Genomic DNA, 25,811 nt, shown 5'->3' with positions numbered 1-25,811 from the left:
CACTCTCAATGCGAGCGTCCCCACAAGGCGGTCCCGCCAGCGGGCGGCAGGACGATCGATTCAGGTCGGGACCGGCCCTCGGGTCCAGCCCGGAAGGCTCATTTCCCGGCTCAATGCGGGCACGACCGGAGTTGTCGTCGACCCGATCCCGGTCCGCCAATCTGGGATCGACGAACATTGTCGCTCCTTTTACGGCCGGAAATCGAAATGTCAACGGTAGACTGGCCCGACCGGAGGCGCGGGCGAGGGGGGACTCGCCGGTGCATCGGGCCCATTCGGGTGGGAGCTTGTCTGGGCTTAAACCTCCACGCAACCCACCCAAGCGCAATGGTACAGTAATTGGACCCGGCCGCCCGAATTACTTGCCTCTGGATGAGCCCTCGTCGTACTTCTGGGCTCGGGACGACGTCAGGGTTCGGCGCGAGTTGGTCGAGTCTCGCGCCGATGGGGTTCGGCGTTGACGAGGGCCCGGGGCGAACGAACGCGGGCGGTCATCAAGTTCGAGGGCTGTGTGCACCCCTGGATGGCAAGCCGCTCCGCCCGAGGTCTCAGCGATGGGGTTCCAGCACGGCGCGGATGGCCGCGTGCATCCGGGGCTCGGCGCCGGGGGCCACCCAGCACCAGTCATGCAGGTTGGTGTCATGTTCGGCGATGGCCCGTTCGGTGGGGACGTAGCCGGTGGCGCACTCGCCGTATCCCGAGGTGAGGACGAAGGAGTCGGGCCGGACCGACTGGGCGTAGAGTTGATATTCGACGTACGACTCCCCCGGCAGGAGCAGCCACTGCGCCGGGCCGAAGTCGAGGGCCGGCACGTCGATCGTCGCACCGGCGTCTGCCCGCTTGCGCCAGCTCAGGCCCATCGCCGCCAGGCACTGGTCGAACGGCTTGGAAGCCGGGGAGAGCCGCTTCTCCAGGTCGACCGGGGTGAAGCCCTCGTCGTTTCGGGGTTCCAGGCGTAGCGGCACGACCCTGAAATCGCAACAGGTCAGCGGGTGTCGCGTCGTGGCGAGGAAGGCCTCGGCCATCGCCGCCTCGATCTTGCCGGCGAGAATCCCCCGATTGGCCGGCGACCCATCATTGTACTTGCCGGCGGTGACGTTCCCGCTGCATCCCGACGCGTAGATCTGGAAGACCGACGGGTTCGCCGCCTGGCGGGCCTCGCGGGCCAGCCCGACGAAGTCCTTGGTGACGCCCCCCTTGCCGTAGAAGCTCATCGGGTGCGTGGCGTAGATGCTCAGGGCCGCCAGCGGGGTCTCGCCGTCCCAGAAGCTGAGCGTCTTGAGCCAGGGGTCGATGATCCCCTCGGGCTGACTCTGGGCCTCGGCCGACTTCGAGGCACTGGTCCGATCGAACGAGATGGAGCCGTCGGCCCTGAGATAACGCCGGTTCGAGGCGACCCCGACGACCTTGGCCTGGCCGGTCCCCAGGTGAGTGACTCGCTTCGCGTTGGGAATGGACTCGGCGGCGGCCTTGGCCACGCGCCTGACGACCTCCTCGTGGAACTCAAGATTCGTGACGCGGCCGACGAGCCCGCGGGCGAGCAGGATCCTCTCGGCATCCAGGTCGGCGACGGGGACGTCGTGCTGGTGGTTGCTGCTGACCAGTACCCGGGCCCGGTCCGTACCGACCGCCTCTGCAATCGCTGTTCGCCAGCGGTCGTAGGCCTCGTTGCGGATCTCGCACCAGTCCACCGCCACGATCACGACCGGCTTCTCGCCGCCGATCAGAATGACGCCCTTGGCCTGCACGCGGTCGATGACCTCCTTCGCCGGCGCAATCCCGCCCCCCATCAGGGGATGGCCCATCGGCGGGGTGACGTCGGCCTGGAACGTGCTGAGGCGGAACGACGGGGCGTCGGCGTTCGCCCGGGACGCAACTCCCAACGTGGCGAGGACCAGGAGTGTGACGAGCTTGGGCATGGGTGGCGGGCTCCGGAGGCGTCGGGCTGTTGGATCGGCCAGGATAGCCGGGGCCGGTTTGGCGATCCAACAAAATTGGAACAGGAGTGGGACGGGCGCTCGCCGGCCTGATTTGCCGCGAAGGGGTGTGGTGGGTTAGACTTGGGCGATCTCCCACGACCTGACCGCGAGGCTCGCTCGCCATGCCGCCGATCCACATCAACCGCCGGCGTTTCCTCGGATGCTCGGCCGCAGCGGGCTGGGCCTTGTCTCAAGGCCGGCCTGTCGAGGCGGTCGACCCGTCGAGCCCGGTGCGCATCGGCGTCGTGGGGCTGGGCAATCGCGGCACGAGCTTGCTGCGGACCCTGCTCGACCTGCCCGATGCCGAGATCGTGGCGCTGGCCGACGCAGACGATAAGAACCGGACTCGCGGCGGCGGCATCGTCGAGAAGGCCAAAGGCTTGCGGCCCGACTGCCTCGACGGGATCGACGCCATGCTCGCTCGCGACGACATCGAGGCCCTGGTCGTCGCCCTGCCGTGCGACCTGCACGCCTCGACCTACCGCTCGACCCTCCGCGCGGGCAAGCACCTCTACGGCGAGAAGCCGCTGGCGCTGACCCTGGAGGAGTGCGACGCGATCGAGGCCGAGGCGACCTCGGCCCCCTCGCTGATCGTGCACGTCGGCCATCAGCGTCGGTCGAATCCGCTCTACCAGGACGGCGTCGCGCGACTGCGCCGGGGCGACCTGGGCGAGCTGATCGAGGCGACGGCCGCCTGGGTCAGCAGCAACGGGCCGGTCAACGGCCACGACAACTGGCTGGCCAGCCGCGAGCGGTCGGGCGACTGGATGGTCGAGCAGGGGGTACACGTCTGGGACCTCCTGCACTGGATCGCCGGCGGGCCGCCGACGCGTGCCTTCGGCATGGGCCGGCGCGACCTGTTCACCGCGGCGCAGCCCCGACGCGACGTCACCGACCACTACTCAGTGCAGCTGGAATGGGCCGGCGGCTTCCGCGCCACATTCCAGCAGAGCTGGGCGGCGCCGGCCGACGACGCCTTCACCGGCTCGTCGATGCGCGTGGTCGGCCGCGGCGGCGGGCTCGACTTCTCGACCGGATCGGTCACCTACCGCGACCGCTCGCGCCCCCGGGTCACGATGCCGCCGGCCCGGCAGGTCGACACCAAGCTGGCCCTGGCCTCATTCCTGGCGGCCGTTCGCCTGCCCGAGCCGGTCGCGCCGCCGATTAGCCTGGCCGAGGCCCGCGAGGCGACCCTCACCGGCCTCCTGGTGCGCAAGGCCGTCGACGAGGGACGCGTCGTCACCCTGGATGAAATCCTCGCCGCCCGTGCCTGAGAGCCGGCGTACGCCGAGAGAATTCGGACCCCCCGAGGCCTTACGCGTTCCGGGTTGACCGGAATTCGAGGCATCGCCATGATCGGAGTCGACCGAGGTGTCCGGTCGCGAGGCCGTCCTCGGTCCGACCTCAAGGAGGGGTTCCGATGACGTTCGAGGAATGCCAGGCCACGCTCGACGGCCTGCGAACGAAGCAAAAAACCGAGAAGCCGGCCGTCCGCGTGGCGTTCGCCGGCACGACGTACCAGGGGCGCATCATCCGCGCCGACACCGACGCCCAGGTCAGGGCCCCACGCAAGTCGCGCTACGGCGTGCTGGTGCTCGAGCAACTCGGCCTGGTCCACGGTCCCGAGACCGTCCTGCAGATCGCCGATATCCCGGCCAACGGGATCAAGGGGATCTACGAAGGCTGAGCAACCACCCGGCCTGGGCGGGCGATCGCGGGACGTCGACACCTCGATGTCGAAGCTTTGTTGACTAACCCGATCCGCCCGTGCCAGAATGACGCCGAACCCGGGTCGGTCAAGCCGTGCCCGCCGGGCGTCGCACGGAGCCGAACCGCCTCAACTCGCGGAGGTCCGGCGATATGGGCGACACGTGCAATCCCTGCGGCGGCAATCGGGACCGGCGCCAGTTCCTCAAGACGGCGGCCGCCACCGGCGTCGCACTCGGCTCGGCCGACAGCCTGCTGGCCCAGGCCCCGGTACCGGCACCCGCCAATGCACCCCCCGCCGTGCCGCTGGTCAAGCTCGGCAAGACCGGCCAGATGGTGACCAAGCTCGGTATGGGCACGAGCTGGTCGGTGGCTCCTAGCTTCGTCCAGCAGGCGATCGCCGCCGGCGTGCGCTACATCGACACGTCCGAGAACTATGAGAACGGCAAGTCCGAGACCACGCTCGGCCAGGTGCTCGAACGCACCGGCATGCGCAAGGACGTCTACCTCGTCAGCAAGAACGGCAACTACCGCCAGGCCAAGGGCGACGCCGTCCTGAAGAACTTCGAAGATCACCTGAACCCCACCCTCGAACGCCTGAAGACCGACTACGTCGACGCCTACTTCATCCACGGGATCGGCGGTCCCCAGGTCGCGATGCTCCGCGACCCGAGCGTGAAGGCGGCCTTCGCCGCGATGAAGAAGTCGGGCAAGATCCGCTTCAGCGGCCTCTCCTGCCACGACGCCCTGCTGCCCGAGGTGCTCGAAGCGGTGGCCGAAGCTGGCTGGATCGACCAGGTCATGATCAAGTACAACTTCCGCGACGTCGGCGGCAAGGACCGCCACGACGAGCTCCAGCGTGCTATCGATAAGTGCGTCAAGGCGAACGTCGGCCTGGTCGCGATGAAGACGCAGGGGGGCGCCGTCAACTTCCCCGATAAGATGAAGGCGCTCCAGGAGAAGGGCTTCAAGAAGGAAGTCGCCGCCATCAAGTCGGTCTGGATGGACGACCGGATGCAGGTCGTCGTCAGCGAGATGGTCAACCGCAGCGACCTCCGCGAGAACGTCGCCGCCAGCCGCGAGGCGCTCACCCCCAAGGAGGCCCGCCTCCTCGAGGAGCACCGCCAGCAGACGGCCAACCTCTACTGCCACGGCTGCGGCCACCTCTGCGAGACCGCCGCCAAGGGCGTCCCCGTCGCCACCGTCTTCCGCTACCTGCGTTACTACGAGGCCTACGGCAAGCGATCCGCCGCCCGGGCCCTCTACCAGGCCCTGCCGCCGATCAGCCAGCGGCTGCTCGAAGTGGTGAACCTGGACGAGGCCTGCCCCCACGGCCTACCCGTCACCAGCCTGCTCCAGAAGGCCGACCGCCTGATGGGCTGAGCCGAGTTCGACGATCGTGATCCATGACGCCCCGTCGCCAGGCTTGGCCTTCGACGGGGCGTTCTCGTTTCGCCGAGGTGGTCAAGGCGCTTCATGGGGAGATACAACACATGGATCGGGCACCGCTTTCCGACATGCTCCGCGCCGCGATTGTCCATGTTTTGAGGGACTATCGTCGCCAGAACCCGACGGAAACCCCTTACGCATTCGCCCTGATTATGGGCCAGGCGGGGGCCCCAATCTATGCCGTCGCAACCGAGCAGGGGCTGAGACGAACGGCCTCGAAATACCACGAACTCGGGTACAGATACCGTGGGAACGACGGCGAGGAGTTTGACCCGCGCCAGAAACTTGCCGCCTGGCTGCGCTGGGCAAATCCCGATGATGGTTGGGACTATGGCGAGTTCCCCGGCCAATTCCCCATCCAACCCTTACTCGGGCCGTTGCTTGAAGGCGATGAGTTCGGTCAGGATGCCGAGGGGCTGGAGGAGTACTTCACGGATGTTCTCGCCACGCTCCGGGGGACGTCCGAGTTGGATTCGCTGACGGTCGGCGTGACGTATGGCGCGGACCCGAGGGACTTTGTCCGGACGGCGACGAAGGCGAACACCGATGACACGGTGCGTCGCCTCCTGTCGGAAGTCTCCCTGGCGAACGAAGTAGAGTCGAGAATCAAGTCGCCAGGACAAGGCACCTGAGCGGCCGCGGCGGCGCGATCAGTCACCTTCGTCGGACTTGTCTTCCTCGGCAGGGGGGACATCCTTGCCGGGGATGGTGAACGTGCCGTCGGCCCAACGGCCAAGGTCGATCAGGCGGCAGCGGGCCGAGCAGAAGGGGAAGTGCGGCAGGGCGGCCAGCGACTCCCCCTCGTACTCCTTGCGGCAGGTGGGGCAGCGGCCGCGGATCATTTGGTCGACCCGCTCGATGACCCGCCGGAAGTCGACCCGCCCGATGATCCGCCGGACGTCGACCCGCCCGACGAGTCGGACTTGGGCGCGGGGGGCGGCGTGCTGGCGGCGCTGTCGGCCTGGGCGCTCTTCTTGTAAGAGTCGCTGCGGTAGTCGGTCTGGTAGAAGCCCGACCCCTTGAAGATGATCGCCCCGCCGCCGCCGATCTTGCGCCTCAGCTTGGGCTCGTGGCAGGTGGGGCAGTCGACCTGGGAGTCGGCCTTGATGGACTCGAACGCCTCGAACTCGTGTCCGCAGGCGTCGCAGATGTAATCATAAGTGGGCATGCAGACCTCGGGCGTCGGGGGCGCGGGCTCAGCTCAGGCTTGGGGGATGACCGAGACGGCGACCTTGGAGGGACGCAGGACGCGGTCGCGGATGCGATAGCCCTTGCCCATCTCGCCGACGACGGTCCCCTCGGGGTGATGGGCGTCGGGCTGCTGCATGATGGCGTCGTGGACGTTGGGGTCGAACGGCTGGCCGAGCGCCGGGATCGGCACGATCCCATGCTTGCCGAGCGCGGCAATCATCTGCTTGTGGACCAGCTCCAGGCCGTCGACGATGGTCGACGCCCCGGCGGACCGGGCGGCGTCGATGGCCCGATCGAAGTTGTCGAGGACGGACACCAGGTCGAGCGCCAGGGGGCCCATGGCGTAAAGCTGGTCGGCTTCGGCCTGGGCCCGGATGCGCTTCTGGAAGTTGGCGGAGTCGGCCCGGGACCGCTGGAGCTGTTCGATCAGCTCGTCGCGCTCGCGCTGCAGCGCCCCGACGTCGCCGGTCGCCTGGGTCTCGTCGTTGGTGTCGTTCTGAATTGGGTCGGCCATCGTGCTCGTTCCTGATCTTGGCCGCCGGCGGTCGGCCCGGGAAGGGGGCCGCTCCGGCGGGTTATCCTCGATCGTGGGTGTCGGTGCGGGGGGCGAATCCGGTCGATCTTCGATCATTCGGCGACGTCGTCGGCTTCCTCGGTGAAGTAGTCGCGGACCTTCTCCAGGAACCCTTTTCGCTTGGACGAGACGTCGGAGTGTTCCAGCTCGGCGAGTTCTCGCAGGAGCTCTTCCTGCCTGGCCGAGAGGTGCTTGGGGGTCTCGACGAAGATCTCGACGAGCTGGTCGCCGCGCCCCCGTCCATTGATGTCGGGCATCCCCCGGCCCCTCATCCGCAGGATGTCGGAGGTCTGGGTTCCCTTGGGGATCTTCAGGTGATCGGGGCCGTCGAGCGTGGGGACGTCGATCTCGGCGCCGAGGGCGGCCTGGGGGAAGCTGATGGGCACCTGGCAGACCAGGTCATTGCCCTGGCGCTCGAAGAGGGCGTGCTTGCGCACCTCGATCTGGATGTAGAGCGTGCCGCGCGGGCCGCCCGGGTCGCCGAGCTCGCCGTGGTTGGGCAGCCTCAGGCGGGTCCCGGTGTCGACGCCCGGCCGGATGTCGATCTTGAGCTGGGCCACCTCGGGGACATGCCCCTGGCCTCGGCAAGTGGGGCAGGGGTCGGTGATCCGCACCCCCTCGCCGCCGCAGGCCGGGCAGGTGGTGGCCACCTGGAAGAACCCTCGAGACTGGACGACCTGGCCCTGGCCGCCGCAATACGAGCAGGTCGTCGCGACGGTCCCCTTGCGGGCGCCAGAGCCCTTGCAGTCCTCGCAAGGCTTGCGCCTGGAGACCTCGACGACCTTGGTGGCGCCCCGGGCGGACTCCTCCAGGTCGATCGTCAGCTTCATCAGCAGGTCGGAGCCGGCGCGCGGGCCGCGCTGCTTCCGGGCGCCGAACATGTCGCCGAAGAGCCCGCCGCCCCCCCCGCCGAAGATCTCGGAGAAGGCCGACATGATGTCTTCGGCATTATTGAAGTTGTGCGTGGCGGCGCCGTCGAGCCCGGCGGGGCCGTAGCGGTCGTACCGCTGGCGCTTGCCGGTGTCGGAGAGGACCTCGTACGCCTCGGCCAGTTCCTTGAACCGGGTCTCGGCCTCGGGGTCGTTGGGGTTCTTGTCCGGGTGATACTTCAGGGCCAGTTGCCGGTAGGCTCTCTTGATATCATCGGCGCCCGCGTCGCGCTTGATCTGGAGGACTTCGTAGAAATCGCGCTTGGTCGCCATCGGCACGGCTTCTCAATCGGGTTCGGTTCCGCTCCGTTTCGACGAGACCAAGATAGCACAGGGGCTCGGCGTTCAGATACCGGAAACGCGGCTGGCCCGCCTCCCTGGAAGGCTAGATTTCGGTCGGGACTGGGGACACGATCGGTCGCCGTTCAGCCGGGCCCGCCGGGCTTGACGCCCTGTTCGGAGGGGCTGATGGGCCGATGATGGGGCTCGAGGCCCGGTGCGCGGTCGATTGAGCCTGACCGGGAACTTCGTCTTCGCGTCGATCGGGGACCATGTCGAAGGGCGGACAGGAAAGATTGCAGGTCGTGTTGGCCGGGAATCTCGCGTCAGAGGTCCATAGCGGGCGGCCCCAGGGGTCGGTCGAAGGGGCGGGGCCCGCCGCGCGAATGGTCGCGAGGCGGGCCCTCGATCGGATGCTCAGCGGACGGAGCCTTCGACTCGCTGCGAGCCTTTCTCTTCGTCTTCCTTGATGTTGGTGATCATGGCCTCGGTGGTCAGCATGAGCGCGGCGATGGACGCGGCGTTCTGCAGGGCCGAGCGGGTCACCTTCGTCGGGTCGACGATGCCGGCGGCGAACATGTCAACATATTCGCCGGTATTGGCGTTGTAGCCGGTCGCGCCGGTCGCGGCCTTCACCTCGTCGGCGATGACGGCGCCGTCGTGGCCGGAGTTCTCGGCGATGTGCCGGACCGGCTCCTCGAGGGCACGCAGGACGATGGCGGCGCCCAGCTTCTCGTCGCCGGAGAGCGACGCCATGACCTTCTCGACGGCCGGGGCGACGCGGAGCAGGGCGGTGCCGCCGCCCGGGACGATCCCCTCTTCGGCCGCGGCGCGGGTGGCGTGAAGGGCGTCCTCGACGCGTGCCTTCAGCTCCTTCATCTCGGCCTCGGTGGCCGCGCCCACGTTGATCAGGGCAACGCCGCCGGAGAGCTTGGCCAGGCGCTCCTGGAACTTCTCCTTGTCGTACTCGCTCTCGGTCTCTTCGATCTGGCGGCGCAGCTGGTCGATCCGCTTCTGGATGTCGGCCTTCTGGCCGGCGCCCTGAATCAGGGTCGTGCTGTCCTTGCCCACCTTGATCTGCTTGGCCTGGCCGAGCTGGCTGACCTGGAGGTTCTCCAGCTTCAGGCCCAGGTCCTCGCTGACCACGGTGCCGCCGGTCAGGACGGCCATGTCGCCGAGCATCGCCTTGCGGCGGTCGCCGAACCCGGGGGCCTTGACCGCGGCGATGTTGAGGATGCCGCGGAGCTTGTTGACGACCAGGGTCGCCAGGGCCTCGCCGTCAACATCTTCGGCGACGATCAGGAGGGGCCGGCCCGACTGGGCGACCTTCTCCAGCAGGGGGATCAGCTCGCGAAGGTTGCTGATCTTCTTCTCGAAGAGGAGGATCAGGGCGTCGTCGAAGATGACTTCCATCGTCGTCGGGCTGGTGACGAAGTAGGGGCTGAGGTACCCCTTGTCGAACTGCATCCCCTCGACGAACTCGAGGGTGGTGACGCCCGACTTGCCCTCTTCAACTGTGATCACGCCGTCGCGGCCGACTCGCTCGACGGCGTCGGCCAGCATCGAGCCGATCGTCGCGTCGTTGTTGGCCGAGATGGTGCCGACCTGGGCGATCTCTTCCTTCTTGGAGACGGGCCGAGAGATCTTCTCGGACAGCTCCTTGACGGCGGCCTCGACGGCCTTCTCGATGCCGCGGCGGACGGCCGTCGGGTTGGCGCCCGAGGTGATGTTGCGCAGGCCTTCGCGATAGATGGCCCGGGCCAGGATGGTCGCCGTCGTGGTGCCGTCGCCGGCCACGTCGGAGGTCTTGCTGGCGACGACGTTCACGAGCTTGGCGCCCATGTTCTCGAACGGGTCGTCCAGTTCGATCTCCTTGGAGACCGTCACGCCGTCCTTGGTGACCGTCGGGCCGCCGAAGGACTTGTTGATGATGACGTTGCGGCCGGTCGGGCCGAGCGTCGTGCCGACGGCGCGGGCCAGGATGTCGACGCCGTCGAACATCTTGCGCCGGGCGGCGTCGGAAAAGAGCAGTTGCTTGGCCACGGAAGGGATCTCCTCGAAACGCCCGGAGGGCCGCCGCACCCCACCCGACTCGGAGTCAGGGGCAGGGTGCCGGGCAGGGCCCGACCGGGCTTTGGTGACTTACTTGACGATCTTCGCCAGGATGTCGGTTTCGCGGAGGATCTTGACTTCCTCGCCGTCAACCTTGATGTCGGTGCCGGAATACTTGCCGAAGAGGACCTCGTCCCCCTCGACGACGCCGACCGGGGCGCGTTCGCCGGAGTCGAGCATCTTGCCGGGGCCGACGGAGATGACCTTGCCGCGCTGGGGCTTCTCCTTGGCGGTGTCCGGCAGGACGATGCCGCCGGCGGTCTTCTCTTCGGCTTCGATCTGGATGATGACGACGCGGTCTTCCAGCGGGCGAATCTTGGCCATCTCGGGCTTCCTCAGTCGTTCGAAGGCCGCCCGGCCACTCTGGGCGGGGCCGGACGGCCGTTGATGAATTCTCGGGTTCGTTTCGTAATGCGACGTCGAGCGGCAGGGAACCGGAGCAATCCGGCTCACATCATGCCGCCCATGCCACCCATCCCGCCCATGCCACCCATCCCGCCCATGCCACCGCCGTGGTCATGGTCGTGGTGGTCGCCGCCGGGGGCCTTCTTGACCTTCTTCTCGACGATGATGGCCTCGGTCGTCAGCAGCAGGGCCGCGACGCTGGCGGCGTTCTGCAGCGCCGAGCGGGTGACCTTGGCGGGGTCGACGATGCCCGAGGCGAACATATCCACGAAGGTGCCGTTATCGGCGTTGTAGCCGAAGTGGGGGTCGGCCGACTTCTGGATCTTGGCCACGACGATCGAGCCGTCGATGCCGGCGTTCTCGGCGATGTTGCGGGCGGGCTGCTCGAGCGCCCGGCGGATGATGCTGATGCCGATGGCCTCGTCGCCCTCGAGCTTCAGGCCGTCGAGCGCCTTGGCGGCGCGGATGAGGGCTGTTCCGCCGCCGGGGACAACGCCCTCTTCGATGGCGGCGCGGGTGGCGTGCAGGGCGTCCTCGACGAGGGCCTTGCGCTCCTTCATCTCGGTCTCGGTGGCGGCACCGACATTGATCTGCGCCACGCCGCCGGCCAGCTTGGCCAGGCGCTCCTGGAGCTTCTCCTTGTCGTACTCGCTCTCGGTCGTGCCGATCTCGCGGCGGATCGACTCGACCCGGCCCTTGAGCTCGTCGGCCGAGCCGATGCCCTCGACGATGGTCGTGTTCTCGCTGGTGATGGTCACCTTGCGGGCACGGCCCAGGTCATCCAGGGTGACGGCTTCAAGCTCGATGCCGAGGTCCTTGAAGATCGCCTTGCCGCCGACCAGGATGGCGATGTCGCCGAGCATGGCCTTGCGACGATCGCCGTAGCCGGGGGCCTTGACGGCCGCGACCTGGAGGATGCCGCGGAGCTTGTTGACGACCAGGGTGGCCAGGGCCTCGCCCTCGACGTCCTCGGCGATGACCACCAGCGGCTTGTTGGCGCGGGCGATCTGCTCGAGCAGCGGGATCAACACCTTGGGGGTGCTGATCTTCTCCTCGTAGATCAGGATGTAGGGGTCCTCGAGGACGACCTCCATCCGGTCCTGGTCGGTGACGAAGTGGGGGCTGAGGTAGCCGCGGTCGAACTGCATCCCCTCGACGACGTCGACGGTGGTCTCGGCGGCCTTGCCTTCCTCGACCGTGATGACGCCGTCGGTGCCGACCTTCTCGAAGGCATCGGCGAGCTTGCTGCCGATGACCAGGTCGTTATTCGAGGCGATGGCGGCGACCTCGGTGATCTCCTTCTTGCCGGAGACCTTCTTCGACTGGCCCTTGATGTGCTCGACGACGGCGGTGACCGCCTTGTCGATGCCACGCTTCAGGGCCATCGGGTCGGCGCCGGCGGCCAGGGCCTTCAGGCCTTCCTTGAAGATGACCTCGGCCAGCACGGTCGCCGTCGTCGTGCCGTCGCCGGCCGCGTCGGAGGTCTTGCTGGCGGCCTCCTTGACGAGCTGGGCCCCCATGTTCTCGTAGGGGTCGGTCAGCTCGATTTCTTCGGCCACGGTGACGCCGTCTTTGGTCACGGTGGGGCTGCCCCAGCCCTTGTCGATCACGGCATTGCGGCCGCGAGGGCCGAGCGTGCTCTTGACCGCCCGGGCCAGCTTGGACACGCCATTGGCCAGCTTCTGGCGGGCCTCCTCATCGTAGGCCAACATCTTCGCCACGGTGCATTCTCCTGCGTCGCCGACTCCACCCGCCCTGACGCCGAAGCCTGGGACGGTCGCGACGGCCTGGCCCCGAATCGGGTCCCGACCGCCGTGTTACAGACGCGGGGAGATGCACGATGCGTGCCGGACCTCAGAAAAAATTCTTAAGTCGATTCATTAAAACGGTTTGAGTAAACCTGGGCCTTTGACGATTTCCCCCTCGATCTGCCTTTTTGGCAGACTGGCGTCGAGCCCTGACATTCCGGGGCAGGGGTTTGACAGGCCCGTCGGCGCCCGCGACACTCGGCCCCTTCGCCTCCCGTAGCATCCAGACGGACGACGACTTCTCCAAGTAAAGGCAGGGTGCCCCATGGCCCGACCCAGTCCGCGACGGACCCTGATGCTGGCCGCCTTCGGCCTCGCCTCGATCGCCCTGAACGCACGCTCCAGCGACGCCGCGGCGCCAGTCACGTTCCCGCTCTGGGCCGACGGCGCCCCGGGCGCCAAGGGGACCGAATCCGCCGACATCCCCAAGCTGACCATGCACCTGCCCGATCCCGCCAAGGCCACGGGTGCCTCGGTGGTCGTCTGCCCGGGCGGCGGCTACGGCGGCCTGGCCATTGGCTATGAAGGGCACGACGTCGCCGAGTGGTTCGCCAAGCTGGGCATCGCCGCCGGCGTCCTTGAATATCGGCTGGGGCCGAAATATCACCACCCAGTCATGCTCCATGACGCCCAGCGTGCCATCCGCACCTTGCGTGCCCGCGCCGGTGAGTGGAACCTCGACCCCAAGCGGGTCGCCATCCTCGGCTTCTCCGCCGGCGGCCACCTCGCCTCAACCGCCGCCACCCACTTCGACGCCGGCAAGCCTGACGCCGCCGACCCGATCGATCGCCAGAGCAGCCGGCCCGACCGCGCGATCCTGCTCTACCCCGTCATCGCGATGGCCACCCCCTACGGCCACGGAGGCTCGCTCCGTAACCTTCTGGGCGACAACCCCGACCCCGCCCTGGTGGCCAGCCTGTCCAACGAGACCCAGGTGACCGCCGAGACCCCGCCCACCTTCATCGCCCAGACCGACGCCGACACCGCCGTCCCCCCCGAGAACAGCCTCCTGTTCGTGCTGGCCTTGCGCAAGGCCAAGGTTCCCAGCGAACTGCACATCTTCGAGAAGGGCCGCCACGGCCTGGGCCTGGGCAGCGGAGAGCCCGGCTTCAGCACCTGGCCGGGCCTCTGCGAGATCTGGCTGAAGGGGCAAGGGTTCCTCGACAAGGCGAAGTGATCGACGCACCCTGAGTCGGAGGCCGATCCATGAAGCAAATATCACTCATGGATCGGCCTCCATCATTTGTCGGCCGATCGCCGTCATGTCCCGATGCACCACTCATGGCATCCGCCGGTGGGTTCCCGTGGAGCGGGGTGGCCGCAACTGCACCGCTCATCAGGTCAGCAATCGATCCACTTCGGGCAGGAGCCGGGCGAAGTCGAGCTTGGTCGGGCAGGCAGCCCTGGCGGCCTCGAGATCGGCGCCGCTCCAGTCGCGCTCGCCCGGCGTGAGCTTGGTATAGGCATCACGGGCGTGTTGGCGGGCGCCATGATGCTCGTGGTACGTGAGAAAGCGGGTCAAGTCGCCCAGGCGAGCGTTCGTGCCCGCGGCGAGTTCACACCTGCCGTCGCATTCCGCGCACATCGTCGGGCCGGCACCCAGCATCGCGACACGCAACTCCTGAATCTCGGATGGCTTCATGCGCTGGTAACGCCGGGCGGCCTCGGTGTTCTGGTTGACCTCGTCGGTGTTCCCCATGGCCACGCAGACGGAGGCGATCCGCTCATCAGACCAGAGGGCCTGCAAAATCCCTTGATAAGGGTTGAGGCCTCGCTCCTTCAAGACCGGGGCATCGAGCCGCAAATGCTTCAAGCTCCGCTCGAAGCCGGAGATGACCAGGTGACCGGCCACGACCTTCATCGCCACCAGGCCGATCTTCTTCTTGTAGCAAGCGTCGATGGCCCGGTTGAGTGGAGAATCCTTCTCCAACCACGGATTCATGGCGACCATGACGGCGTCCATCAGGCCACCCTCGGCTGCGGCCTCGAGCTGCTCGGCCCGGAGCTGGTCATGGGTCGCGAAACCGACGAACCGCACCTTCCCGCTTTTCTTGAGGGCGGCGATCGTCTCTTTCATCTCCTTGCTCTTGGGCCAGTCCATCTCGTTGCGGGTCAGCCCGTAGTCGACCGATTTTCCTGACAGTGCATGGAAGTAAAGCAAGTCGATGTAATCTGTCCCGAGCGCCTCCAGCCGCAGGTCGACTCGCTTGATCATGTCGCTGGGCCGCGCGACGCCGTCCTTCGTGGCGAGAAAGATCTGGGGACGAACCTCAGGCATGGCGGCGAACCATGTCTTGAATCCACCCTCCGTCCCATACGTCGCCGCCGTGTCGAAGAAGCGGACGCCGCGGCTGTACTCGAACCGCAGGAGCCGGTCGAGGGCGTCGGGCGCGCGGGCGGTTCCGCCATTCAGGATTGTCACCGCCACACCTGTATCACCCAGCATGCGCCTGGGGATTTCGACCGGCTTATCGGCGCCCGGCTTGGCGTCCTGAGCCAGAGTCGGCGCTTGCGACAGGGCCGTCGCCGCGACTGTCGCGGCCGCACCGTTCTGGACGAACGCGCGACGATCCATCGGGATTTCATCGGAATCGGACATCGATCGGGCCTCCAGGTTGAGGGAGAGATCAACCATTCCGGAACCCTGATCGCTCAATGTAAGCCGCCCGCAACGGCGAGTCCAGCAGCGGGATGCCCGTCTGGGCGTATCGTGCTGCCACTCACGCCCCGGCCACGAGCGTGGGGGCGACGGACCTCTCGTGCCCCCGCTGCCCGCCTCGCCTCTTCCCTGAGAGCGGCCGGGGCGGACGGTGTCTGACGTGGATCGGGTCGCTGGAACGGGCTTGGAGGAGTTGGATGAGTCCTGTCAAAGCTGCGCCTCCAGCGCGGCGATCCGCCGCTCCAGGGACGGTCTCAGCGCGAGGACTGCCGCCTGCACAGCGGGCGTGATCTGGTCCCAGGGATCTCGCGGGAGAGGCGTCTCGGCAATCATGCCGCCGTCAACGCTCACTTCGAAGGCTTCGACTTGCCGGAACGATTGAGGGCGACCGCCTGGCCAATGAGCGCCTTGAAGGCGGACTCGTCGACCTCTTCTCCGACGTGGATGTCGATCGCGCGGCGTGTGTTTCCGTCAAGACTCGAATTGAAGAGATGGGCTGGATCCGTCAGAGATGCGCCCTTGGCGAAGGTCAGCTTCACGACATTCTTGTAGGATTCGCCGGTGCAGATGATGCCGTCGTGCGACCAGATCGGCGTGCCCTTCCACTTCCACTCCTCGACGACGTCAGGGTCGGCTTCCTTGATGAGCTCGCGCATTCTGCCGAGGGTATCCCCTCGCCAGTCACCGAGTTCGGCGATCTTTTTCGAGATGAGCTCCGATGCCGACTGACCCTGGCTCTCGCCCGACTTTTCCATATTCTCATCCTCGAAGTTGCAGACTGCGTTCATTGTCACATGCTTGGGGGTTCGAGACACGCGGGTTCATCCGCATGTCTCGGGCGCCGGTGTTCGGTCACCCTTGCCCCTGTCACTACCCAGCTTGAGCGGCTCACTCAAGAGGTCGTTCCGCGATTGGTCATCATTGCACGCGAAGCGGCCGCTCCGAGCAGATGACGGTTTGTCCGGGGTCGCTTGTCGAGTGGAAAACGATCGGGGCAATCGCTCGTCGATCGGCCGCCGGGAACTCTCATTCTCGATCTCTCAGGGTGTGACGCCTCATTGCTCCTCCGAATATCTTCGGAAGTCGTCCATCCTTTTTCGACTGACAAGCTTCTGGTGAAGCCTGGCAAACTGGGAGAAGGGCTGGTTTTTGACAGAGTTGTCGGGCAGATCAGGCGTGAAATCGGGGGGCTGGCTCTGGCGTGAAGCACGACTGCCTCTTCCTTCCCTCACCCTGGTTCGACCTCTGATTTTTGTTGAACACTCCATTTCGCCGGCTTACAATCGCGGTCCCGGATGTCCCGGCGCAAGTCCAGCCCGCGATCGTCGAAGGGGATCTCGAGTGGTCAACCTGCTCGCCGCCAAGGGGCTCGGGGTCGTCAGCCGCCGCAGGCTTCTTCAACTCGGCCTGGCGGGGATGGGCGGGGTTCCCTTGCTGGGATTGCAGCGGGCTAGCGGGTCGGGCGGAGGGCCGGGCGGCACGGCCAAGAACTGCATCTATATCTTCCTGTGCGGCGGGCCGTCTCAGCTCGACCTCTGGGACCCCAAGCCCGACGCGGCCGAGGGGATTCGCAGCGTCTTCAAGCCGATCGAGACGAACGTCCCCGGGATCATGTTCACCGAGCTGATCCCCAGGCTCGCGACGCATGCGGACAAGCTGGCCGTGATCCGGTCGATGAACCACGGCAGCGTCGACCACAACTACGGCATCGCGCACACGCTGCAAGGCTGCAAGCCGTCGCAGCCGAATGACGTCTTCGTCGCCCGCACCGACCACCCGGCGCTCGGGGCCATTCTGCACAAGCTCAAGGGTGATTGCGGCGTGCTTCCCCCCTGGGTCATCCTGCCCAGGCCGTTCACCACGCTCTCGCCGCCGCACAAAGGGCAGTCGGCCGGCTTCCTCGGGGCTCCGTTCGACCCAGTGGCGCTCAACGAGCCCAAGTACGACTCGCTGGCCCCCAAGACGTTGAAGCTCGATGCGCTCGAATTGCCCGAGGGCGTCGACGCCCGCCGCTACACCGGCCGCCGGTCGCTGCTCGCGGGGATCGAGCCGGGCAACGGGCTTGCGTCGAAGCCCGAGGTGCACACGCGCTGGGATGCTTACAACAACACGGCCGTCGAGATGCTCTCCGGCCCCGCCTGTCGTCGGGCCTTCGACCTGGAGCGCGAGCCGGTCAACGTCCGCGACCGCTACGGTCGCAATGAGTACGGCCAGAGCTTCCTGCTGGCCCGTCGGCTCGTCGAGTCGGGCGTCCGGATGGTGAACGTCTTCTGGACCTACTTCGACCCCAAGGGTTGCCAGTTCAACATGTGGGACAACCACGGCGTGACGACCGAGATTTGCGGGGTCGGCGGGATCCTCAACGGCCAGCAGATGCTCACGCACGAATATTGCGCCCCGTCCTTTGACCGCTCGTTCTCGGCCCTGCTGGAAGACCTCGACGCCCGCGGCCTGCTCGACGAGACCCTGGTCGTCGTCGCCGGGGACTTCGGCCGGACTCCCAAGATCAACAGCATGGCGGGCCGCGACCACTGGGGCTCGTGCTACACCCAGCTCATGGCGGGCGGCGGGGTGCGCGGCGGCCAGGTTTACGGCACGAGCGACAAGAACGCGGGCTACGTGAAGGACCGGCCCGTCAGCCCCGAAGACTTCGCCGCGACCATCCTCCATGCGTTTGGCGTCGACTCCGACACCATGATCAACGATCACCTCGGCCGTCCCCTCCGCGTCACCGAGGGCCACGCCATCACGGACCTCTTCTCCTGACCTCACGCTGAGGCCTTCTCGGGCCAGCCGGGGAAAGCTGGCCTGATCCCGCCGGTTCTGCCGATCTTGCAGGGTATGAAGGACGGATCGGCCTGCGGGAACCCTGGGATGGCCGACTTGACGAGGGCCCTGATCGTCGCCCTGACGCTCGCGCCCCTGGGCGGCTGCGCGGGGGTGACGGCCAAGATTACCGGCTCAGCGCGGGCCGGTTCCGAGCAGTTGATGCTGACGGGCACCGCGAACCGCGCGATCGACTGCGTCGACTTCCGACCGCTGGCGGGTGCCCGGGCCTACCTCGATACGTCGATGCTGAAGGCCGACGATGCGGGCTGGCTCCAGTTCAACCTGCGTCGTTCGATGGCCAGGCAGGGCCTGCTCCTGGTCGAGACCCGCAAGGATGCGCAGGTCGTCGTCGAGGTCGCCGCGGCGGCCTACGGCACCGACGAGGTCGACCGCCGGATGAACATCCCGGGCGCCAACATCACCCCGGGCCTCTTCCCTCTGGCGACGGCCAGCATGCAGACGCAGGCGATCACCCGCAAGAGTCGCCAGGATGCCGTCGTCAAGCTTGCCCTGGCCGCCTACGACGTCTCCTCGCACCGACTCGTCTGGGAATCCGGCGACATCGTCCGCGCCGAGGCCCTCGACCGTAAGTTCTTCGGCGCGGCGGAGATCTCGCGCAAGACGACCATGCACGAGCTGGAAGACTACCCCCGACGCAGCGGCCTCTGACCGCATGCACCGAACGAACCTCTACACGCCGGCCTGCCTCCGAAGCGAGGCATTGCACAGAGTTGACTCCGGCGTTGATGGGAGAAATTGCGGATGAATGACGAGACCCAGAAGCGTCTGATCGTGGATCAGTTCACCAGGCAGGCGGCGCCGTTCGCCGAGTTCCGGGCGCACTCGGCGGAAGATTCGATGGCGCTTGTTCGCGAGGTCGCGCAGATCGGCCCGGGGGACCGAGTGCTCGACCTGGCCTGCGGCCCGGGGCTGGTGGCCTGCGACTTCGCGGCCCACGCCCTGCACGTCGTCGGACTCGACCTGACCCCGGCCATGATCGATCAGGCCCGCGCGCTCCAGCAATCCAAGGGGCTGGAAAACCTGGCCTGGCACGTCGGCGACGTGGACGCCTTGCCCTTCGACGCGGCCTCCTTCTCGGTCGCCTTCACCCGATATAGCTTCCATCACCTGCTCGAACCCGCCAAAGCCCTGGCCGAGATGGTCCGCGTGACCGAGCCGGGCGGGCGCGTCGTGGTGGTCGACGTCTATTCAAGCAGCCCCGAGCAGGGGGAGGCCTATGACCGCGCCGAACGCCTCCGCGACCCGTCGCACGTCCGGGCTCTGGGCCTTGGCGAGTTGACCTCCCTGTTCGTCCGCGCGGGCCTGACGGGGCCGTCGATCGTCTTCTACAAGCTGGACGTCGACCTCGATTCGCTGCTGGCCGCGTCCTTCCCCGAGCCGGGAGCCGCCGACGAGGTCCGCTCCCTCTTCGCCGAAGACCTCGGCCGCGACCGCCTGGGAGTCAACGCCAGGCGCGACGAGCACGGGGCGATCCAGTTCTCCTTCCCGCTGGCCGTCCTCGTCGGCCGCAAGCTGGCCGCATAGGCTCGATCCTCACCGCACGCCCCAGAGCCTGGCGAGCAGCTCGGCCAGCTCGGGGTCGTGCTCGGCCAGCTCGGGGCGGACGAACGGGTAGAAGTCGTTGGTGCCGAAGTAGGCCTCGGTGGCCTCGGCGAAATACTCCATCGGGTTGGTCGCCGCGTACGCCTTCTCCTTGCGACCACTGAGGCGCAGGACCGAGTCGTACCGCTTCGCCTCCATCGCCCGCCGGTAGGCGCCTTCGACGTCCTTGTTCTCGTAGGCCCCCTCCAGGTGCTGGTGATGAAACCCGTGGGCCAGCTCGTGCAGGACCATCCAGGGCTGATCCAGCGTCCAGCTCGAAAAGTTCCTGGCGTTGGCCAGCTCGACGCAGCCCGCCTTCTCGGGATTCATCCCATGCTCGGTCAGCCAGCCGGCGTCGGGGTGATAGGCCATGCAAGGGTGATGAGGCTCGGCCTCCTCGACCCAGATCCGGATCGTCCGTAATTTCTCCAGAGCCCCGGCTGGCACCCGCCTGATGATCTCGTCGAGCTGCCTCCCGAGCAGCGAGATCGTCCGCTCGGCCAGGGCCGGCTCATCGGCGAGAAATCCCTTGTGGACGAGCACCGTCCAGCCCTCGACCTGGCGGACTTCGTACCGCGAGGTTGGCTCATACACATCGGCGGCCGGCCGCTCGACCGGACTTGCTCCCGACGAGATCGCCGCGATTAGGAGTGCGGCCGGGAAGAGAGGGCGAGCGATTGGTCGATGGGGCATCCGATGGTGTCCAAGGGGATAGCGGAGGGAGATTTCACATCCGATCATCCGAGCATGGCATCCAAGAGCGTGCTCAGTGCGTGTTTCCGAATTGGTCCGGATGCGTCGAAGCGGCTGACGGAAGATTCGATGCGGTCACATCCAGCATCGCCCGACTTGGCTCGCCCGTCCACGATGAGGCTTGATGTCCGCCTGCATCAACGCAGACAGGAAGCTGTCGGGGAGGTAACATCGGACATGCACTTCGACTTTCTGAGGCGGCTCGGAAGACAGGGAATGCCACTGATCCGGCGAGGCCCCGACGAGCCGATGGATCTCCCCGGAGACGACCCATTTGAACGCTGGAATCCGCACGACGACCTCGAGCCCCGTCCGCCCGTCGACAAATCCCTGATCTTCAACCGGGTGACGGTCGTGGCCATGGTCGCGACCGCCGTTGCCGAGTCGATGAAGCGGGAGAGGGGAGACATGCGGCTCCCCGGCGTCGTGATCGTCCTGCTCTTCGTCTCGATCATCCTCTATCTCGTCCGCTACAGGATCATCAGCAAGCGACTGCTCTTCTGGCTCTGCATCCTCTGCGGACCGATCCTGGCTCTGATCCTTCTGCCCCTCGTCTTCGACCTGGCCGTGCATGGATTCTGAAGCCCAGGATCATCGGGGCGATGAGTGCCCTCGGCCCTCGATCCCCCGCCGGGGCCATCTCCGCAAAGGTGTGAGCATGGTCCGTCGAAATGTGGAACACCGCGTCGACGATCTCGACCACGATGAGCTGGATATGCTCGCGGAGGGTCCGGGGGATGGTTCGGGCCGAGGCGGCGACCGGCCCGCGGAGAATCGCCCGACCTCCCGGAGTTGGACACATTGAGAGTCATCCTCTGGTATCTCATCGCCGCGGCGGGCGAAATCGGCGGATGCTTCGCATTCTGGGCATGGCTCAGGTTGAACAAAAGCCCCTTCTGGGTCATCCCCGGCGTCGTGGCGCTCGTCGCCTTCGCGCTTGCCCTTACCCGCGTCGACACCCCCAATGCCGGACGTGCCTATGCGGCCTACGGGGGCATCTACATCGTTTCTTCGCTCGCCTGGCTCTGGGCTGTGGAAGGCGTGCGGCCCGACCGATGGGATAGTCTCGGCGCGGCCGTCTGCCTGGCGGGTGCGGGGATCATTTTGTTCGGGCCGAGGACCCCCTGAATCCGGCGTCGCATGCTCAATTCTCACCCCCGGCGGCCCTGGTCCAGTAGCCGAACGTGTCGTCGGTAATGCCCGAACGGCCCGACTCTTTCAGGGTCTTCAGGAACGCATAGAAGGCGAGGCTTGACGCCTCGAGGCCCAGCATCCGGGTGCTGGCCAGCACGCGTGTGATCCGCAACCAGTTGTGGTTGGGGAACCTCCAGACGTCGGACTTGACGTCGAAGTCGCCGGCATTGATCACCTTCCCGTCTTCCGAGGTCAGGCCCAGGAAGGCGAGGAAGACGTCGAAGGACCGGAGCAGATTCCGGCGGAGCAGGGGGTCGGCCCGGAACTCGGCCACGTCGGCGTCGGTCAGCAGAGGGGCGCCCGGGTTGAACTGGCTCCGCTCACGCAGGGGGAACAGCCACTGGATGAAGTCGTGGACCGACTCCAAACGCTGGTCGGAATACCCCTGGATCTCGGCCAGCGACCGCCCCGAGGTGTCATTGGCCTCGCCGCGATAAAACTCGGTCAGTCGTGACATCAGCCCGCCCCCCGTTGAAGCGACGAATGTTACGGTCGAGGTGTTGCAATTTGGCAGCATGCCAAAGAAATTCGCCAGATTTTGGAAAAAGTAGGGAGGAAATCGGGCGAGATTCAGACTATTTCCTGGGAGCGTTCTGTCAAGAGTTTCGACCACCGCCGCAGACGCTCCACGCAGCCTTGGCAAGTGGATGAAAAAGGAGGTGAAATCCGTGGCGTGAGACCCATACGCGGCAAATGTCCCGCGTTCACGAGTGTCCGATTTAGCCCCGGATTCGAGATTATCGGACACACATTCTTGAGGAAAAGACGTCATTCGTGGCCAAGATAATGACACAACGTATTTTACAAGAGGAATTTGTGGCTGTTATGTGGTGCCCATTGTCGCTTGTCCTGTGTGGATTGGAAAACAAGAAATTACGAAACGAACCCGAGAATTCAACAATTCACGAGATGGATCGTCGAGAAAGTCAAGTGGACACGCGATCTGACGTCGCAGCCAATGCGGATGCCGGCGTAAGGATGGAGTTGAAAGCGTAGGGAGCGAAAGGCGTCCGGCGGGCGAACCGGCCCGCACCGCCCCCTGTCCAATGCGGATCGCCGCGTCGCCCGCCCTGGCCCCCTGGAACTCGATCGAGGTCCGCAGATGTATACCCCCGCCTCGTTCGCCGAGACAAATCAAGCCAAGCTGCACGACCTGATGCGTCGGAACAGCTTCGCCCTTCTGGCCTCGCAGTCCCCGGGCGGTCTGGTCGCCAGCCACCTGCCGCTGCTTCTCGACGCCGAGGCCGGGCCCCGGGGGACCCTGTTTGGCCACATGGCACGCGCCAACACGCAATGGCGCGAGGCGCAAGGGCCGGTGATGGCCGTCTTCTCGGGCCCTCATGCTTACATCTCGCCCACCTGGTATGCCGAGACCGGCATGGTGCCGACCTGGAACTACGTGGCCGTCCACGCCTACGGTATCTTGACCCCGGTCGAGGGCCGGGACGACCTTCTGGACATCCTCCGCCGGAGTGTCGACGTCTACGAGGCTGGCCGCCAGCCCCCCTGGTTGTTCGATGAGTCGGGCGTCAACGTGGACGGGCTCTTGAAGGCGATCGTCGGCTTCCGAATCGAGCTGACACGCCTCGAAGGCAAGTGGAAGCTCGGCCAGAACCACCCCGAGCCACGCCGCCGCCGGACCGCCGAGGCCCTCCGCTCCCAGCCTGATGCCGACTCGATCGCCATCGCCGCCCTGATGGAAGAGGGCCCGGGTTGATCGGAGAGCTCGAATCAAAAAATATTGACGGACGAAGCGACTTTTTTATAGCGTTTGAGCAAGGGTGATTGGATTAATCAGAGCTGTTAAAAAGACAGGGGCGATGATGAAACTCAAACCTGGTTGATCCATCCTGTTGCAGGGAGCGCCCGCAATGCGTGAAATCGTTGCCGTCTCATGCCTCGGCCTGGCGATTCTCGGCGGTTGCGGCGGCGATAGTGAGGTCGAGCCGCCGGTCGTGAGCGTCAGCCTGACACGCGACGCCTTCGTCGCGATCTCCGACCCGCTGGGCGAATCCGTCAAGAAGGTCGTCTATCTCGATCAGAACTGGACTGCCGGCCAGAGCCTGGGCTACTACTCCAGGCCGCAAGGGTCGCAGCTCGTCCCTTATGTGTGGTTCCTCGCGCTCGAGCAGGCGGACTCGGACTCGCTGTTCCGCGATAACCAGAACATCCTCAAATATCGCTATCTGCCGAGGAATCCCGGCCTGTCGAACCCGGACGGCCTGCCGGTCGGCTTCGTCGAGGGGGAGGGGGTGGGGCGTCGCTGGCTGGGATTCACCTGCGCGGCGTGCCATACCAACGAGATCAGGCTGGGAGAGACCGGGTATCGGATCGACGGGGCCCCGGCCCAGGCCGACGCCCAGGCCTTCCTCTCGGATCTCTCCGGTGCGCTCAAGAAGACGAGGGACGACCCCGCGAAATTCGGCAGGTTCGCCGCCAAGGTCCTGAAGAGCGACGACCCGTCGAGCCGGGCCGACTTGAAGGATGACCTCACCAAGGTGATCAAGATCCGCGAGGGCTACAACCTCCGCAACTTTCCCGGGTTCGACCCCAATCAGACCTCGCCGGTGCCGCCGACCCGGTACGGCCGGCTCGACGCGGTCGACTCGATCGTGAACGAGGCGTTCTGGAGGACCGTCAAGGACCCCGACCCCGATCACCCGACCGTGGTGGCCAAGCCGTGCGATGCCCCGGTCAGCTACCCCTTCCTGTGGGACACCCCCCAGCTCGACTTCGTCGAATGGCTGGGCATCGCCAAGAACGGCGACCTCGGAAGCTCGATCGACGGCATCCACGGCGACTTCTCGGGGCTCCCCCGCAACGTCGGCGAGGTGCTCGGCGTCTTCGGCGACTTCACCATCCACGATAACCCGTCGTCGTTGCTCAACCCGGGCTACAGCTCGTCCGTCAAATTCAACGAGCTGATCGCGCTCAACTCGTTCCTGAAGATCCTCTGGTCGCCCGAGTGGCCGGCCGAGTTCCCCAAGATCGACGCCGCCGCGGCCGCCCTGGGCGCGGAGTTGTACAAGCGGCCGAGCGCCCAAGGGCGGCGAGACTCGTGCCTCGACTGCCACGCGGTCATCAACCGCAGGACCCTCGACCGCGGCAAGATCTCGGTCGCAACGATGATGGAGGGCTCGGGCACCGACTCGCTCGCCTACGACAATTTCTTCGGAATCACGCGGCCCTCGGGCAAGCTGGAAGGGGAGCGGTTCTTCACGCAGCCCAAGATCCAGTCGCCGACCAATTCCGACCCGGTCCTCTCTAACGTCGTCACGGGCGTCCTGCTCGGCTTCTACAAGGCGGCCCCGCCCGACCCATTGAAGACCCTCGATTTCGCCGGAAAGCGCGTCATGCGCGCCGCGCCACAGGTGGTCGTGAGAGGGGTCTACAAGGGTCGCCCCCTCGACGGCATCTGGGCGACCGCCCCCTACCTGCACAACGGGTCGGTGCCCACCCTCGACGACCTCCTCAAGCCCGTCGACCAGCGGCCCAAGGCCTTCAGCATCGGCGTCCGGACGTTCGACCCGTCGAAGGTCGGCTACCTGACCGACGTCGCCGGCTTCCCCAAATTCCAGGTCGCGAAACCGGATGGAACGGTGATCCCCGGCAACTCGAACGCGGGCCACCCTTACGGCACCACATGGACCGCCGAGGAACGAACGCAGGTGATCGAATATCTGAAGACGTTGTGAGCCCGCCGCATGCCGAAACCGATCGTCGCCCGTTGGCCTGGGTGTTCGCGGCCGTCCGCGAGCACCCAGGAGATGGAGAGGATTCGAGATGTGCTCAGAACTGGATTCCGTAGGTTCTGGGTGCCTGCCGCCAGAGCGTCAACGGCTCGCCGGTCGCGGGGTCGAGGGCCGGGATCGGCAGGCTGCCGATGAGCTTGATGGCGGCCTTCGCCTCGCTCTCGGTCACCTCCTCGTCGCGGATCAGGTCCCAGTCGCGGCCCTCGGGGTAGCCGCCAACCATCTGCGAATCGCTCGAATTGTCGAGCCGGATGTGCGAGGTCCCGGCCGGCAGAACGAGGATGTCGCCGGCCTTCAGCGTCACGACCGTCCCCCCTTCACCACCCAGTCGGAGCGTGATCTGGCCGCGGGCCATGCCGAGCGCCTCGTGGCTCGTGGAGTGGAAATGGTTGTAGTCATAGACACCCAGCTCGCGCCAGTTGTTCAGCCAGTCGTTCCGCTGGAAGGTCGCCTCGATCGCGTCGGCGAGGTCAATGCCCGCGCCTGCGGTCACGGCCCCGCGGTGGATCAGGACGGGAAATCGACTGTTCGGGACCCTGCCGTTGGGCTTGAGAAACAGGGTCTCGACCCGAGGAGGTTGCTCCGTCAT

Annotated in this window: 26 protein-coding genes; 12 read left to right on the top strand and 14 right to left on the bottom strand. The window is 66.4% G+C overall.

Going from position 1 to position 25,811, the window contains the following annotated elements:
* Positions 1 to 548 precede the first annotated feature (548 nt).
* The gene (locus tag EP7_RS23985) at positions 549 to 1,919 is read right to left on the bottom strand and encodes a hypothetical protein (RefSeq protein ID WP_463524728.1); all 1,371 of its coding nucleotides are present in this window, start codon (positions 1,917 to 1,919) and stop codon (positions 549 to 551) included.
* 182 nt (positions 1,920 to 2,101) lie between these two features.
* On the opposite strand from EP7_RS23985, the gene EP7_RS23980 reads away from it, so the two are divergent.
* The 4 genes from EP7_RS23980 to EP7_RS23965 all read left to right on the top strand — a co-directional run bounded on the left by EP7_RS23980 (position 2,102) and on the right by EP7_RS23965 (position 5,767).
* On the top strand, positions 2,102 to 3,253 hold the full coding sequence (locus EP7_RS23980; RefSeq protein WP_463524727.1) for a Gfo/Idh/MocA family protein: 1,152 nt from the start codon (positions 2,102 to 2,104) through the stop codon (positions 3,251 to 3,253).
* Positions 3,254 to 3,399: 146 nt separating this feature from the next.
* A complete protein-coding gene (locus EP7_RS23975; protein ID WP_463524725.1) occupies positions 3,400 to 3,666 on the top strand; it encodes a hypothetical protein in 267 nt (88 codons plus the stop codon).
* 173 nt (positions 3,667 to 3,839) lie between these two features.
* Entirely contained in the window at positions 3,840 to 5,069 is a 1,230-nt protein-coding gene (locus EP7_RS23970; protein WP_463524723.1) for an aldo/keto reductase, read from the top strand.
* A gap of 23 nt (positions 5,070 to 5,092) precedes the next feature.
* Entirely contained in the window at positions 5,093 to 5,767 is a 675-nt protein-coding gene (locus EP7_RS23965) for a DUF4303 domain-containing protein (RefSeq protein ID WP_463524721.1), read from the top strand.
* 18 nt (positions 5,768 to 5,785) lie between these two features.
* On the opposite strand, the gene EP7_RS23960 is transcribed toward EP7_RS23965, so the two are convergent.
* The 7 genes from EP7_RS23960 to groL (EP7_RS23930) form a co-directional block, all read right to left on the bottom strand.
* Entirely contained in the window at positions 5,786 to 5,977 is a 192-nt protein-coding gene (locus tag EP7_RS23960; protein ID WP_463524720.1) for a DNA gyrase inhibitor YacG, read from the bottom strand.
* A complete protein-coding gene (locus EP7_RS23955; protein WP_463524718.1) occupies positions 5,974 to 6,303 on the bottom strand; it encodes an FmdB family zinc ribbon protein in 330 nt (109 codons plus the stop codon). Before EP7_RS23955 ends, EP7_RS23960 begins: the two co-directional genes overlap by 4 nt.
* 33 nt (positions 6,304 to 6,336) lie before the next feature.
* The gene (gene grpE / locus EP7_RS23950; protein WP_463524717.1) at positions 6,337 to 6,840 is read right to left on the bottom strand and encodes a nucleotide exchange factor GrpE; all 504 of its coding nucleotides are present in this window, start codon (positions 6,838 to 6,840) and stop codon (positions 6,337 to 6,339) included.
* Positions 6,841 to 6,953: 113 nt separating this feature from the next.
* Positions 6,954 to 8,102 (bottom strand): molecular chaperone DnaJ, encoded by a 1,149-nt coding sequence (gene dnaJ / locus EP7_RS23945; RefSeq protein ID WP_463524715.1) that lies wholly within the window; start codon positions 8,100 to 8,102, stop codon positions 6,954 to 6,956.
* A 423-nt stretch (positions 8,103 to 8,525) separates the two neighbouring features.
* Complete coding sequence (gene groL, locus EP7_RS23940; RefSeq protein ID WP_463524714.1) at positions 8,526 to 10,151, bottom strand: chaperonin GroEL; 1,626 nt, start codon at positions 10,149 to 10,151, stop codon at positions 8,526 to 8,528.
* 99 nt (positions 10,152 to 10,250) lie between these two features.
* The gene (groES, locus tag EP7_RS23935; RefSeq protein WP_463524712.1) at positions 10,251 to 10,544 is read right to left on the bottom strand and encodes a co-chaperone GroES; all 294 of its coding nucleotides are present in this window, start codon (positions 10,542 to 10,544) and stop codon (positions 10,251 to 10,253) included.
* 125 nt (positions 10,545 to 10,669) lie between these two features.
* Positions 10,670 to 12,346 (bottom strand): chaperonin GroEL, encoded by a 1,677-nt coding sequence (gene groL, locus EP7_RS23930; RefSeq protein WP_463524710.1) that lies wholly within the window; start codon positions 12,344 to 12,346, stop codon positions 10,670 to 10,672.
* Positions 12,347 to 12,698: 352 nt separating this feature from the next.
* On the opposite strand from groL (EP7_RS23930), the gene EP7_RS23925 reads away from it, so the two are divergent.
* A complete protein-coding gene (locus tag EP7_RS23925) occupies positions 12,699 to 13,610 on the top strand; it encodes an alpha/beta hydrolase (protein ID WP_463524709.1) in 912 nt (303 codons plus the stop codon).
* A gap of 159 nt (positions 13,611 to 13,769) precedes the next feature.
* Here the strand turns inward: EP7_RS23925 and EP7_RS23920 are convergent, their stop codons facing one another.
* From EP7_RS23920 to EP7_RS23910, 3 genes are all read right to left on the bottom strand, one after another.
* Positions 13,770 to 15,032, bottom strand: a complete 1,263-nt coding sequence (locus EP7_RS23920; protein ID WP_463524708.1) for an aldo/keto reductase — start codon at positions 15,030 to 15,032, stop codon at positions 13,770 to 13,772.
* 267 nt (positions 15,033 to 15,299) lie between these two features.
* A complete protein-coding gene (locus tag EP7_RS23915) occupies positions 15,300 to 15,443 on the bottom strand; it encodes a hypothetical protein (RefSeq protein ID WP_463524707.1) in 144 nt (47 codons plus the stop codon).
* Positions 15,440 to 15,847 carry a DUF1801 domain-containing protein gene (locus EP7_RS23910; RefSeq protein WP_463528461.1) on the bottom strand — a complete coding sequence of 136 codons (408 nt, stop codon included), beginning with the start codon at positions 15,845 to 15,847 and terminating at the stop codon, positions 15,440 to 15,442. Before EP7_RS23910 ends, EP7_RS23915 begins: the two co-directional genes overlap by 4 nt.
* 586 nt (positions 15,848 to 16,433) lie before the next feature.
* Here EP7_RS23910 and EP7_RS23905 point away from each other — a divergent pair.
* From EP7_RS23905 to EP7_RS23895, 3 genes are all read left to right on the top strand, one after another.
* On the top strand, positions 16,434 to 17,858 hold the full coding sequence (locus EP7_RS23905; RefSeq protein WP_463524706.1) for a DUF1501 domain-containing protein: 1,425 nt from the start codon (positions 16,434 to 16,436) through the stop codon (positions 17,856 to 17,858).
* A 108-nt stretch (positions 17,859 to 17,966) separates the two neighbouring features.
* Positions 17,967 to 18,590, top strand: coding sequence for a DUF6655 family protein (locus EP7_RS23900; protein ID WP_463524705.1), 624 nt, complete (start codon positions 17,967 to 17,969; stop codon positions 18,588 to 18,590).
* A gap of 93 nt (positions 18,591 to 18,683) precedes the next feature.
* On the top strand, positions 18,684 to 19,466 hold the full coding sequence (locus EP7_RS23895; RefSeq protein ID WP_463524704.1) for a class I SAM-dependent methyltransferase: 783 nt from the start codon (positions 18,684 to 18,686) through the stop codon (positions 19,464 to 19,466).
* A gap of 9 nt (positions 19,467 to 19,475) precedes the next feature.
* Here EP7_RS23895 and EP7_RS23890 read toward each other — a convergent pair whose 3' ends face one another.
* Positions 19,476 to 20,216 carry a M90 metallopeptidase family protein gene (locus EP7_RS23890; RefSeq protein WP_463524703.1) on the bottom strand — a complete coding sequence of 247 codons (741 nt, stop codon included), beginning with the start codon at positions 20,214 to 20,216 and terminating at the stop codon, positions 19,476 to 19,478.
* A gap of 276 nt (positions 20,217 to 20,492) precedes the next feature.
* On the opposite strand from EP7_RS23890, the gene EP7_RS23885 reads away from it, so the two are divergent.
* Together EP7_RS23885 and EP7_RS23880 are read left to right on the top strand one after the other, a co-directional pair.
* Positions 20,493 to 20,858 (top strand): hypothetical protein, encoded by a 366-nt coding sequence (locus EP7_RS23885; protein WP_463524702.1) that lies wholly within the window; start codon positions 20,493 to 20,495, stop codon positions 20,856 to 20,858.
* Between the two features lie 219 nt (positions 20,859 to 21,077).
* On the top strand, positions 21,078 to 21,404 hold the full coding sequence (locus EP7_RS23880) for a YnfA family protein (protein ID WP_463528460.1): 327 nt from the start codon (positions 21,078 to 21,080) through the stop codon (positions 21,402 to 21,404).
* Between the two features lie 16 nt (positions 21,405 to 21,420).
* Here EP7_RS23880 and EP7_RS23875 read toward each other — a convergent pair whose 3' ends face one another.
* The gene (locus tag EP7_RS23875) at positions 21,421 to 21,927 is read right to left on the bottom strand and encodes an opioid growth factor receptor-related protein (protein WP_463524701.1); all 507 of its coding nucleotides are present in this window, start codon (positions 21,925 to 21,927) and stop codon (positions 21,421 to 21,423) included.
* A gap of 645 nt (positions 21,928 to 22,572) precedes the next feature.
* On the opposite strand from EP7_RS23875, the gene EP7_RS23870 reads away from it, so the two are divergent.
* Positions 22,573 to 23,187 (top strand): FMN-binding negative transcriptional regulator, encoded by a 615-nt coding sequence (locus EP7_RS23870; RefSeq protein WP_463524700.1) that lies wholly within the window; start codon positions 22,573 to 22,575, stop codon positions 23,185 to 23,187.
* Positions 23,188 to 23,341: 154 nt separating this feature from the next.
* Complete coding sequence (locus EP7_RS23865) at positions 23,342 to 25,165, top strand: di-heme-cytochrome C peroxidase (RefSeq protein ID WP_463524699.1); 1,824 nt, start codon at positions 23,342 to 23,344, stop codon at positions 25,163 to 25,165.
* Between the two features lie 94 nt (positions 25,166 to 25,259).
* On the opposite strand, the gene EP7_RS23860 is transcribed toward EP7_RS23865, so the two are convergent.
* Complete coding sequence (locus EP7_RS23860) at positions 25,260 to 25,811, bottom strand: hypothetical protein (protein ID WP_463524698.1); 552 nt, start codon at positions 25,809 to 25,811, stop codon at positions 25,260 to 25,262.

Source organism: Isosphaeraceae bacterium EP7 (assembly GCA_038400315.1).
Taxonomy (GTDB): Bacteria; Planctomycetota; Planctomycetia; order Isosphaerales; family Isosphaeraceae; genus EP7.
This window is presented reverse-complemented; position numbering and strand designations above follow the sequence as displayed.

Excerpts from the sequence above, each read along its gene's own strand:
- EP7_RS23875 (WP_463524701.1), bottom strand. The coding sequence starts at position 21,927 with ATGTCACGACTGACCGAGTTTTATCGCGGCGAGGCCAATGACACCTCG.
- EP7_RS23865 (WP_463524699.1), top strand. The coding sequence starts at position 23,342 with ATGCGTGAAATCGTTGCCGTCTCATGCCTCGGCCTGGCGATTCTCGGC.
- EP7_RS23970 (WP_463524723.1), top strand. The coding sequence starts at position 3,840 with ATGGGCGACACGTGCAATCCCTGCGGCGGCAATCGGGACCGGCGCCAG.
- EP7_RS23910 (WP_463528461.1), bottom strand. The coding sequence starts at position 15,847 with ATGGAAAAGTCGGGCGAGAGCCAGGGTCAGTCGGCATCGGAGCTCATC.
- EP7_RS23965 (WP_463524721.1), top strand. The coding sequence starts at position 5,093 with ATGACGCCCCGTCGCCAGGCTTGGCCTTCGACGGGGCGTTCTCGTTTC.
- EP7_RS23980 (WP_463524727.1), top strand. The coding sequence starts at position 2,102 with ATGCCGCCGATCCACATCAACCGCCGGCGTTTCCTCGGATGCTCGGCC.
- EP7_RS23860 (WP_463524698.1), bottom strand. The coding sequence starts at position 25,811 with ATGACGGAGCAACCTCCTCGGGTCGAGACCCTGTTTCTCAAGCCCAAC.
- grpE (WP_463524717.1), bottom strand. The coding sequence starts at position 6,840 with ATGGCCGACCCAATTCAGAACGACACCAACGACGAGACCCAGGCGACC.
- EP7_RS23925 (WP_463524709.1), top strand. The coding sequence starts at position 12,699 with ATGGCCCGACCCAGTCCGCGACGGACCCTGATGCTGGCCGCCTTCGGC.
- dnaJ (WP_463524715.1), bottom strand. The coding sequence starts at position 8,102 with ATGGCGACCAAGCGCGATTTCTACGAAGTCCTCCAGATCAAGCGCGAC.
- EP7_RS23985 (WP_463524728.1), bottom strand. The coding sequence starts at position 1,919 with ATGCCCAAGCTCGTCACACTCCTGGTCCTCGCCACGTTGGGAGTTGCG.
- EP7_RS23885 (WP_463524702.1), top strand. The coding sequence starts at position 20,493 with ATGCCACTGATCCGGCGAGGCCCCGACGAGCCGATGGATCTCCCCGGA.
- groES (WP_463524712.1), bottom strand. The coding sequence starts at position 10,544 with ATGGCCAAGATTCGCCCGCTGGAAGACCGCGTCGTCATCATCCAGATC.
- EP7_RS23960 (WP_463524720.1), bottom strand. The coding sequence starts at position 5,977 with ATGATCCGCGGCCGCTGCCCCACCTGCCGCAAGGAGTACGAGGGGGAG.
- EP7_RS23890 (WP_463524703.1), bottom strand. The coding sequence starts at position 20,216 with ATGCCCCATCGACCAATCGCTCGCCCTCTCTTCCCGGCCGCACTCCTA.
- EP7_RS23900 (WP_463524705.1), top strand. The coding sequence starts at position 17,967 with ATGGCCGACTTGACGAGGGCCCTGATCGTCGCCCTGACGCTCGCGCCC.
- EP7_RS23955 (WP_463524718.1), bottom strand. The coding sequence starts at position 6,303 with ATGCCCACTTATGATTACATCTGCGACGCCTGCGGACACGAGTTCGAG.
- EP7_RS23870 (WP_463524700.1), top strand. The coding sequence starts at position 22,573 with ATGTATACCCCCGCCTCGTTCGCCGAGACAAATCAAGCCAAGCTGCAC.
- EP7_RS23895 (WP_463524704.1), top strand. The coding sequence starts at position 18,684 with ATGAATGACGAGACCCAGAAGCGTCTGATCGTGGATCAGTTCACCAGG.
- EP7_RS23920 (WP_463524708.1), bottom strand. The coding sequence starts at position 15,032 with ATGTCCGATTCCGATGAAATCCCGATGGATCGTCGCGCGTTCGTCCAG.
- EP7_RS23975 (WP_463524725.1), top strand. The coding sequence starts at position 3,400 with ATGACGTTCGAGGAATGCCAGGCCACGCTCGACGGCCTGCGAACGAAG.